9 protein-coding genes are annotated in these 10,746 nt (G+C 53.8%); 3 read left to right on the top strand and 6 right to left on the bottom strand.

Annotation, left to right across the window (positions count from 1 at the left end):
* From ACYU8Y_RS08220 to ACYU8Y_RS08195, 6 genes are all read right to left on the bottom strand, one after another.
* Window positions 1-200 (bottom strand): hypothetical protein (locus ACYU8Y_RS08220; RefSeq protein ID WP_460936050.1); only part of this gene is annotated, 200 nt, incomplete at its 3' end.
* 181 nt (window positions 201-381) lie between these two features.
* Window positions 382-1,098 (bottom strand): hypothetical protein, encoded by a 717-nt coding sequence (locus ACYU8Y_RS08215; RefSeq protein WP_460936048.1) that lies wholly within the window; start codon window positions 1,096-1,098, stop codon window positions 382-384.
* 45 nt (window positions 1,099-1,143) lie between these two features.
* Window positions 1,144-3,534: a TonB-dependent receptor gene (locus tag ACYU8Y_RS08210; protein ID WP_460936046.1), complete on the bottom strand. Its 2,391-nt coding sequence runs from the start codon at window positions 3,532-3,534 to the stop codon at window positions 1,144-1,146.
* Window positions 3,535-3,584: 50 nt separating this feature from the next.
* The gene (locus ACYU8Y_RS08205; protein ID WP_460936044.1) at window positions 3,585-4,331 is read right to left on the bottom strand and encodes a hypothetical protein; all 747 of its coding nucleotides are present in this window, start codon (window positions 4,329-4,331) and stop codon (window positions 3,585-3,587) included.
* Window positions 4,332-4,397: 66 nt separating this feature from the next.
* Complete coding sequence (locus ACYU8Y_RS08200; RefSeq protein WP_460936042.1) at window positions 4,398-5,480, bottom strand: glycoside hydrolase family protein; 1,083 nt, start codon at window positions 5,478-5,480, stop codon at window positions 4,398-4,400.
* A gap of 125 nt (window positions 5,481-5,605) precedes the next feature.
* The gene (locus ACYU8Y_RS08195; RefSeq protein WP_460936041.1) at window positions 5,606-5,731 is read right to left on the bottom strand and encodes a hypothetical protein; all 126 of its coding nucleotides are present in this window, start codon (window positions 5,729-5,731) and stop codon (window positions 5,606-5,608) included.
* Window positions 5,732-5,857: 126 nt separating this feature from the next.
* Here ACYU8Y_RS08195 and ACYU8Y_RS08190 point away from each other — a divergent pair, with 126 nt between their 5' ends.
* Genes ACYU8Y_RS08190 through ACYU8Y_RS08180 form a run of 3 tightly spaced genes read left to right on the top strand, consistent with a single transcriptional unit; the run spans window position 5,858 to window position 10,741 of the window.
* Entirely contained in the window at window positions 5,858-6,931 is a 1,074-nt protein-coding gene (locus ACYU8Y_RS08190; RefSeq protein WP_460936039.1) for a sensor histidine kinase, read from the top strand.
* A 25-nt stretch (window positions 6,932-6,956) separates the two neighbouring features.
* On the top strand, window positions 6,957-7,688 hold the full coding sequence (locus ACYU8Y_RS08185; protein ID WP_460936037.1) for a LytR/AlgR family response regulator transcription factor: 732 nt from the start codon (window positions 6,957-6,959) through the stop codon (window positions 7,686-7,688).
* Window positions 7,689-7,699: 11 nt separating this feature from the next.
* Window positions 7,700-10,741 (top strand): lantibiotic dehydratase, encoded by a 3,042-nt coding sequence (locus ACYU8Y_RS08180; protein WP_460936035.1) that lies wholly within the window; start codon window positions 7,700-7,702, stop codon window positions 10,739-10,741.
* The last annotated feature ends 5 nt before the right edge of the window (window positions 10,742-10,746 follow it).

The following is a 10,746-nucleotide window of genomic DNA, read 5'->3' as shown; positions in this document are numbered from 1 at the left end:
GACTGGGTCTCGGGCAGCATCTGGGCGTAGGCTCCTTCCAGGAAGAAGACGCCCTCGAAGAGCTCCTGGCCGCTCAAAAAGGTGGTGCGGGTGGCTTTGTTGGTGTTGGCAAAGCTGTTGAAGGAGGCCAGCACGAAGCAGATCAGCAGGGGCAGGGCGGTGTAAGCGTTCAGGAGTGATTTACGAATAAAAGTAACCATGAGTGATAAACAGGTTTAGGGTTTGAAAATTGATGAGAGATACTTGTGAAAAATGAAACACACGCTGTCGGGGCAACGACTTATACCGGTAAGTCACTGTCAACGACTATCTTACAGGAAAGAAGATACAGGTAGAAAAGTAGGCGGTCAGCGGTACTGGCGACGGCCGTTCGGGATACTATCAGGAGGGATTGGCCGCTAGCTGGCAGATAGACGCCACCAACTGCTCGGTCATCAGCTTTGAGTCGGCATGAGCCATCTCCTCGACCGCAACGACATAGACCACAATGGGGCAGTACATACAAACAAGTAGTACACAAACTACCCCCGTTGGCAGCAGCACACACGTGCCGCTATCGCGCTGAATATGAAACTGATTCTTCTGAAGATCGGTAGCCATACGCTCCACAACCTGCTGATTCAGTTTGCCTTCGGCCGATAGTTTGGCGGCCTGCTTCTGTAGGGTCACCAGTTGTCCGGCATTCAGCTTGTAGAGTTTTTCGGCCGCGTTGGTCAGTACCTGATGACCGGTGCGCAAAGCCAGTTCGACTTTCAGGTGATTCCCACTTTCCAGCGCAGCCCGAAGTTTGTCGAAATAGGCGGGGTGGGTGGTCCGAATGGTGGCAATGAGCTGATCACGGGTCTTGTTGACCATCGCCTTGTCGGCCGCTTTGGCTAGTTTATACGAGTAATTCAGACTAAGGCTTTTCAATTCCGGAAGGTGTTCGGCATAGCTGCCTTCCAGGAAAAACAGCCCCCGAAACATGTCCTCTCCCGAGTAGGAACGACTGATCGTGAGGGGTTTGGCCTGGCTGGTCCAGGTTGCCACCAGCAAGCAAACCAGCATGGGCAGTGCCGTGTAGGCATTCAATAACGATTTACGGATAAACGAGATCATACATCAAGGAGGTTTAAGGGTTTAGGAATACGCATTTGTGTAAACTCACTGGTCTTCTTTAAGATCACTCTGGCGCCGTTCGCGGCTTTTGGCGGACTCCTGACGAGGTCCTGATTTACCGATCCGGTAGATCACCGTCAGCCGGACACCCCGGTTATACTGGTAGGCTACGCTGCGAAAAGCGAATGTGGCCGCTTCGTTATAGCTGATCCAGGTAGCCCGTCGGAGCAAAGGATTGTCAATTCCCAGGGCAATACTGCCCCGTTGCTGGGGTAAACTTTTGCGGACGCTCAACTGGTAATAACTGAAGCTCGCATCGCGCCCCTGCAACCGTATCCGGGCTGAATTATACCCGCCGTAGAGCTGAACGGCCCATGTTTTCGATACGTCGTAGGTCGACAGGGTACCGAGCGTGTAATTTGCGCCCTCGTTGCTCAGATTTCCCAGTCCGGGCCCGCCCCGAAGGGCTGCGTAGTACAGGTTGGCCGTTGCTATAGTTTGCCAGCGCGGACCGGTTTTGACGGAGGTATACAGATTGATACCGATGTCTGTCTGACCGGCCAGATTCACGTACTGGGTAACCAGAGCAGTGCCGACGAGCGCATTATACGGGCTGATGGGCTGATGTGTATGCCGGACAAAGGCACTCATAATGATCGAGTTCGCTTTCATGTAGGTGCTGTAACTAAGCTCGGCCGTATGAATCTGTTCGGGTAGTAAAAGCGGGTTCCCGGCATAGCGACTTATTGGGTCGGTGGTCGCTACGGCGGAGTTCAGCAACTGAGCGGGTGGCCGTTGCATGCGCAGGCCATAGGCCATTTTCACGCTACGGGCGTTCTTCAGCCGTTTCTGCACCAGCACAGTCGGAAACAGATTCGTGTATCGCTGATTCCGCTGATCCATCTGTTGCTGAATGTCGTTCGTAGTCGATTCCAGACGAAGTCCCGTTCGCAAACTCCACTTCTTTTTCAGATCCCACTGACTGGATACATACGCAGCTGCTAGTTGCTGGTGATAACGTAGCGTTGTCAGTCGATGGTCGGTTAACGAATCAGTCAGGCTATTGCTGATGTGGCGTGTCGTGAAGCGAAGGCCCGTTTCCAACAGCCAGTTTCGGCGAATCGGATGCTGGTAATCAGCCTGAAATACGTGCTCGTTGTTCTGCGACCGAATGTCGGCCTGCGTGGGTGGAGCAGGCGTCGCAACGGTTTGATTGCGGGTGACCCCGCCTGTCCAGCTAACCGTTAGTTCCTGCTGGGCCTTGCCGAACGTGTGGCTATACTCGGCATTCCAGTCGTTGGTTTTCGAGTCGATCAGCGAGTTATAATGACCTGCGGGCAGCGTTGGTTCACCGGCATCGGTGCTAAACTGGGCGTCGCGGTCAGTCCGAACCTGCCGAACCCGGTGGTTCAGCCCGATGAGCAGGCACGTTTTATCCGATAAGCGATACTCTATACCTGCATTGGCATTCATTACCTGTATACCGATGGTGCCACTAGCTTGCTGACTGATGACCCGCTGTCGGTCGGCTCCACGTAGCTGATACACATCGGCATCGGCCGCAAAGGGGTTGTAGAACCAGTTTCCCGTGAGGCCCGACGTGAGACTCAGCTTCTTGTAATTCATGGACAAGCTGCTGGCGGCATTGCTACCCGTACTACCGATGCCCCCGTTCAGGGTTGCGTTGAGGCCCTGAGCCAGGTTTCTCTTCGTAACAATGTTGATGAGCGTTGACCCCTCGGCTTCGTATTTGGCCGATGGAGACGTAATCACCTCGATCGTTTTGATGGATTCGGCCGGTAGTTGCCGCAGCAGTTCGGCCGGATTGTTCGATAATACCGAGCTTCGGCCGTTCACGAGAATCTTGACATTGGCAGCCCCCCGAACCGACACCCCGCCGTCGGGCAATACCGTTACTAGGGGCACCTTCCGCAGAAGGTCGGTGGCTAAACCACCCTGAGCCGTCAGATCGCGGTCGGCATGGTACACCAATCGGTCGAGTTGCTCTTCCACGACGGGCTTGCTTCCCCGCACCGACACTTCCTGGATAGCCATCGCCGTTGCCCGCATCACGATGGTCAGCACCGTTCGCCGGTCGGCCTGGGGCGGTGGAACAGGTAGGCTTTTGGAAGCAAATCCCACGCTCGACACCTCCAGGCGGCAGGTTATGCCAGGCCTCACCTCAACCAGAAATTGCCCGTTTACGTCGGTAGTGAGGCCAATCACGGCGCGCTTCGATTCTGCCTCGACCAGCCGTAGGCTGGCATAGGGTACGGGCTGGTTTGAGGCTGAGTCGGCAACCGTTCCGCGGATTATCCATTTCCCTTCCGGCCGAGCGACGGCAAACGTATCGGATAGGCTATGCCCTCGCGCGACGGGATGGCCAAAACCGGGCAGGGCACCGATCAGTAACCAAATGACCAAATACGCTCTCATAGAGACTGAGGATAAACGTGAACAATAACTCCGAAACAGAAATTTATCGGCTACTTGCCCGTCGGCATCCTGAACAGCGCTTCATCGGCCGGCTTGTTCACGTCAAAGCTGCGATCGATCAAACTGGCCTTGTTGCCCCCGCTGATCACCTCGACAGTATACGGAAACCAGTAGCCATCGACCGATCGATAATCGGCATAATAGATCTCAGAACTCTTGGTAATTAGTTTTACCAGCATGTAGTTCTTCTGCGCGATATAGGCCGTGTATTGTCCGCCCGTCAGGGTAACCACGGTCAGTTTATGACAGAGGTCGCCTTCAATTTTTTCATCCCCGTCGTAGGTAACCGTGTGGCCCTTTGCCTGTGCACTGACCAACGGCCCAAACAGATCGGCCTGCGCAGAAGCCGATTTGGCCTGCCTGGCCGACAGGGCAACGGCCTGCCCATTGCCGTAAAGGGGTGGATTTACCTGCCAGCCACTGTCGGCACGCGCAACTACGATAATCTGCGTTCCCATTGCATTCATCTCGCTCCGTATGCCCTTGCCGGGCAGGATATACAACGTTTGCGGTATTTCCTGATTCTGGGCAGACGTCGTTTGCCTGACAATCACCGTTTTGAGGGCATTGAGTTTTTCGATTCCGCCGAGAGCCTCTATGTGTTTTTCCAGGACAGCCTGAGCCGTTAGCGTAGGGGTTCGCAGGGCGGCAAACTGGACGGGTACGTTCTGAGCCTGAGCCGTAGGCAGGCTGGCTGGAGCAGCCATCAGGATAGCCGCAACGAGTAAATTTTTCATGGTTTTAGTCGATTATAAGTAATTCGGTTTTAGGTGTTTTCGTCCGGATGAACGCAACGTCTCTGGTTACAAAAACAGCAGATCAAGACTCAGATCGTTGCCTAACCACTGGCGAATAGCCCCGCTGACTCCCAGCGTACCCGTCAGCAACGACCAGTCGGTCGATTGAGGCTTTGTTTGTAAGTCTGTCAGGAGTTGCCCGAGCCAGTACTCCCCTTCTTGCCTGAAATCGGCCTCGCCCGTGATCAGGTGCAGCCGTCGGTAAAGCAGACTCAGGCCGGCTTTCCCGTCGATCAGTCCCGGAGGATCGAGTCTGACGTGGTTCATGGCGCGTCGTTGCAGAACGAATCCTGAGAGCCGGTCGGCCCAGCGCACTAGATTGGGTTTTCCCAGTAGCTGATGCGCCCGGTAAAGCAGCAAGAACTGACCTACGTCACCGGCCTCCCACGTCAGTCGCTCCGTTATGTTCCATTCATCCCCGTGTACCGACGTTGGAAAAAGAAACCAGGTATCGGCTCGCGTATCAACAGGAATCTGGTGCTCCATCAAGTACCGTATATAACCGTCGACGATCGTCTCAAGCTCAATAACGCTAACCCCTATACGCTGACCTGATTTTATCCGTAGGGCCATCTCGATCAGCGTCAGCATCAGTCCTGTCTGGCCATTCCCCATCGACAAATCCACCACCGCATCAGCGTCGTTCCTTCGCTTATGGGCCACCAGTCGAACAAGCTGTTCACAATACTGATGTGGTTTTTCGGCATACATCCCAGCCAGCAGAAGGTAATGAAGAGAGGCCATTCCTCCCCGCAGGACACCAACCTGCCCCTGGCTTAATCGGCTCATGGCCTGTTCGTAAGCCAGTTTGTCCAGCTGTTCCAGCAGAGCCGCCTGCCGCTTAGTAGGGTGCTGTCGGTACGCCTGTAAACACCCGATCAGGACTGGAATGCTACCGGCGGGTTGTGTCTTATCGGCCAGCAGATGTTCCAACAGCGGCCAGTTGGCGGAGCCATTCCAGACAGAAAAAAGCCACTGGTCGGCGCTGGTCATCAGTTGTTCCTCAAAAGCAGTGCGCACCAACCGGTTCAGCTGCCGCTCTATAGCCTGGATAGTCGCTGCGTTGTCCGGTAAAATCAGAGCGTTCATGCTTATTCGAGTGCGTTAGGCAAGCCGTGAAACAAAGTAAGTGGGGTGATTCGGTCCAGGCCAGTTTATTGTACGAATCGGCCGTTGCGTTATACGAACAGGCCGTTGCCCGATAAAGGCGTTGGTCAAAACAGCGTAGTCGGCAGGGTTGTCACTCCCGGCCCGTTGCCCAAGCCAGGTTTAGCCGACAGGTTCGCTACTTTCTTTACAGTGAGGTTCAGTTGAACGGTAGTTGCAGTAGAGGTTTTCATCGCTTATTTTGGTTGAGGTTTGGATTTCTTTGCGTTGATGTCCGAAAGTTGCATCACCTGGTACGCTTCCCCTAAAATATTATACGAAACCAGTCTTTCTCAGTACAAAACCCTACTTAGCTGCTTATGCACCGCCTGACAACCTGGCTGAAAGTCAACCGAAAGACTATCCTTATTCACATGGCGGTCTGGGCCATATACCTGCTGGTCAACAACTTGCTTTTGTTTTCCTGGAGTCTTCAGCGTGCCTTCATTGTACAGATGCCCTTTACGTATGGGTTGGTAGCCATTTTATTCTACACGAACGTCTACGCCATCATCAACCCCTGCATTCAGCGAAAACAATACGTTCGTTTGGTATTGTACACGCTGCTCCTGATCGGTGGGTACGTAGGCATCCGGTTCTGGATGTTTTATACCCTAATGCCAGCCCTGGGGATCACAACAATTTACACCCAATCGTTCATTGTTTACGACCGCTTCATTCCTGATTCACTCTGGCTGGCCATGCAGTACATTATGTTTAGTTATGGCTATTGGTTCGCTCTGTATTCGATTGGGTTAGAGCGTCAGAAGCGTTTCCACGAAAAGCGAATTGCGGCCCTCCAGGCCGAAAAAACGCAATCGGAACTGGCGTTCTTACAGGCACAGCTAAACCCGCATTTTCTCTACAATACGCTCAATTTTTTCTTTGCCGATGCGCTCATGGTGTCGCCACGACTGGCCGACTCCATTATGGCCCTGTCGCAGATGATGCGCAGCGTATCGGAAGTTGGCTACCAGTCGATGGTAAGCGTTGGTCAGGAGTTGAATTACATCCGGTGTTATCTGAAAATTCAGCAATACCGCTTCGGTGATCAGTTGCATGTGCAGTTGCGCATTACCGGCGAAGACCATGAGCGCCAACTGACGATTCCGCCCCTGATTCTGATTTCACTCGTCGAGAACATGTTTAAATACGGCGACATGTTCGACCCAACGTCGCCCGCGGCTATCAGCATTGATCTGACGGAAGATAGCATTCGATTTACCTCATCGAATCGTAAAAAGGATGTTCCTAATTATACGCAGGGAGGACTTGGACTTACTAATATCGACAAACAGTTAAATTTAATATTCGGAAACAAGTACAGCTTTGAAAAGAACGAAATAAATAATATATTTTCTGCAGCTTTATTCATCGACATGGCACATCCGTAAAGAATACCTAACCCGTTATTTTATTATGATAAACTGTTTTGCCCTGGATGATGAACAGGCGGCCATCAATGTGCTGACGAAATACATTTCGGATACCCCCTACCTTCACCTTACCGGCAGTACCACCTCGGCTCCGCAGGCCATCGAACAGCTCAGACAAAACCCTGTCGATTTACTGTTTCTCGATATCCAGATGCCCCTGCTGACGGGTCTGCAATTCGTTGATCTGTACGGCGGGAACATGCAGATCATTTTCACAACGGCTTACAGTGAGTTTGCGCTGAACGGGTTTGACCGAAACGCTCTCGATTATCTGCTGAAACCAATCCCGTTCGACCGGTTTCTGAAGGCCACCGAAAAAGCCCTCAACTATTTCAACCGGCAGCAACTTACGGCCCCTATAACGGCCCCTATCGCCGACGATTTTATCCTGGTTAAAACGGAACATAAGGGAAAATTACGCAAGGTCAATTTCGACGAGATCGTTTACATTGAAGGGCTCAAAAATTACGTATCCATTTTTACCAGTAAGCAGGAGCAGATCGTAACGTATAGCGGCATTGGTGAACTGGAAGAGCGGCTGCCAGCGCGGCAGTTTGCGCGGGTACACCGCTCCTACATTGTGGCCATCCGCATGATCAACGCCATCGACGGCAACGAACTGTTTATGAAAGACGCTCCCCGCATTCCGACATCCGGACGCTATAAAGACGACCTGCTTACCCTGCTGCAGAAATCGATTCTTCAGAATAAGTAACTCCTTTTCGTATGACCCAACTGCTGCCAGCCGATTTCTTTGTGCTGCGTCGGCCGCTATTTGCCATCGACGATTACCTGGCCATTCAGCAACGGCTCAAGAACGGCATACCATTGGCCGACGTTCTTCAGGCCGTTTATACGGATCCGCTGTGTCAGGAAGCTCTTTCTTACGCGTCGCCCGCGGTTCACGCCCTGCTGGTCGACTGGCAGGACGGCCGGTTGCAGCCGACCGATAGTTTTCTGCTCACACTTTACAAATATTACATCCGGATGACCACCCGCAGCACGCCCTTTGGCCTGTTTGCGGGAATCAGTTCAGGAACATGGGGAGCCGTTTCTGACCTGCATGCCAGACCGGCCGTTCGGCGCAACGTTCGCCTGGATATGGGTTTGGTCAGTCAGTTGATTGGGGCGATCAACGCCCTTCCGGCTGTTCGCCAGCAATTGCTTTACAAACCCAACGAAAGCCTGTGGGTGGCCGGAGATACGCTACGGTATATAGGCTATACCGAGCAGGATGGCCAGCGTACCTACTACCAGCAGGCCGTCGATACCGATGTAAACCTGCAGCAACTGCTCGACGCGGCCCGGCCGGGCGTATCGTTCGGGCAACTTGCGAAGCTGCTGCACGCATCGGGGGCTGATGCCCATGACGCGTCGGCCTACCTCAACGCGCTCATCGACAATCAGATTTTGTGCTCCGAACTGAGCGCAACCCTGACAGGCCCCGACCCACTGGCCGTACTGATTTCGCGCCTTTCCGAGTTATCGGAAACCGTTTCGCTGGTCGACCGGCTCAACCAGGTGCAACACGTACTCGATCAGCCTGATGCAGCGGCTCATCGGCAGCTTAAAAGCCTGCTGGAGCCCTTGGTACCGACTACCAGTACCTCATTTGTGCAATGCGATGCCTTTTTATCTGCCGACACGAACGTATTGAGTACCTCGGTGAAAACGTTGCTGGCAAGCTCGTTATCGAATCTGGCGAACCGAAGCCCTCCCCTGGTTCAACCCAGGCTCGACGCCTTCAGGCAACGTTTTTTTGCCCGCTACGAACACCAGTCGGTTGCCCTGCTGACGGCCTTAGACCCCGATATGGGGGTTGGGTATGATAGTCAGCCGGGTGTTCCTACCCCCTGGCTAGACAGCCTGCCCTGGACAGCGTCCGCGCTGGCCACCCAAACGCCAGCTCCCGTTTCTGAGCATCTGTTGCGGCTATACAGCGAAGCCATCCGAAAGCGACAGTTTACAATTACACTGTCTCTAAATGATCTGGATCGTGTTTTGCCGGTGCAGGCGAACAGGGTGCTACCCGCCAGTGGGTATGCGCTGGGCCAATTGATTCGCGTTACCGACCAGCCCGATCCTCTATTTTTGTTGAAAGGAATGGGCGGCCCGTCGGCGGCTAATTTAGTAGGTCGTTTTGCCCACCTTTCCCCTGAACTCGAAACCCGTTTGCAGCAATGCCTGGAAGACGAGCAGGCAACCTACCCCGACATACGGCTGGCCGAACTGGTCCATTTACCAACCGCCCGAACGGGTAATGTGCTGCGCCGGCCTATTCTCCGGGCGTACGAAATACCCATTCTTACCCAGTCGGCGGTGCCGGAGACTCGGCAATTACCCCTTCACGACCTCTCGATTAGCATGCCCACTGGTCAGCAGGTTGTTCTATACTCGAAAAAGCTCAACCAACGCGTTATCCCCCGCCTGTCAACGGCGCACAACGTTCTGTCAGGCGGGCTGATGCATTACCGATTTCTGTATGACCTTCAACACCAGGATGCCAGTCTGCGGCTGGGCTGGGACTGGGGAGCCCTGTCAACGATGCCTTTTCTCCCCCGGGTGCAGTTTCGGTCCGTCCTGCTAAGCCGGGCCCGCTGGCATGTTCGGTCAGAAGATGCTGGGCACGATTTTGGCGCAGACTGGTCATCCTGGCGACTGGCTTATGGGCTGCCCCGCTTTGTGTTGCTGGTCGAAGGGGACAACGAGTTGGTACTGGATGTTGACACACAGACTGGCCGCACGCTGCTGCGGCAAACGCTCAAACGAGATGGCCAGGCAACGCTGGTGGAATGGCTCGATGCCACCACGGAATCCGTAGTCCGGTCGGATGACCAAAAGCGGTGGAACCACGAGCTGCTCATTCCGTTGCGCCGTGAACAACCATCGTTCACCCAGTGTCAACCACCCGTTTCCCAACCGTCAGAGACTTCTGTGCTTACCCGCAGCTTCGCGCCGGGAACCCGTTGGATCTATGTAAAACTCTACGCGGGTTCGGCCTGCCTGGATGAGTTACTGCGGGAAAACCTGCCCGTTTTTCTGGCAGATCCGGCACATCGAGATCTGGTAGCCTCCTGGTTTTTTATCCGTTATGTCGATCCGGAGAATCACCTGCGTATTCGTTTTCTGGCCAGCCAGGGGCAGGAGCAGACCTTGCTCAGTGCCGTGAGTTCCTGGGCCAATCAACGCATGACTACTGACAGCCGCATTCGTTTGGTGCAGTTCGATACTTACCAGCGGGAAATAGAGCGGTTTGGGCTGGCGACTATCGACGCGTGTGAAACCTGGTTTAGCTATGATAGCCAGACTGTGTTAACCCTTTTAGCTCAACTCAATGGACAGGCCGATTGGCAGCGGCTGCGCGTTGGCTGTTTGGTTGTTCATCAGCTACTTACGGCCTGGCAATACGATCCGGTAAGCCAGTGCAACCTGGTAGAAACCTGGTGCGCGAGCTTTCTTCGCGAATTTCGGGTCGATAAATCATTCCTGACAGACGTAAACACCTTATTTCGTGACTACAAGAATTTACTTGTGAAACCCGGCCCTGACGAACAACCGCTGGCCGCGCTATTGACCGCTTATCAGGTACAGGCCACGACGTTTTATGAAAAGCTCCGGCTGGCCGATGCGCAATCGCCCGAGCGATTGATATCGTCGATCACGCATCTATTCCTCAATCGCCTGTTTATCGACAACCAGCGGCAACATGAGCTCATTGTTTATTGCTTTTTAAGCAAGTTGATCAAACAGTGGCTCAATGCCCGGTAGCTCCA

Source organism: Spirosoma humi (genome assembly GCF_054776575.1).
Note: the sequence above shows the minus strand (reverse complement) of the source record. Positions and strands in the feature narration are given on the sequence as shown.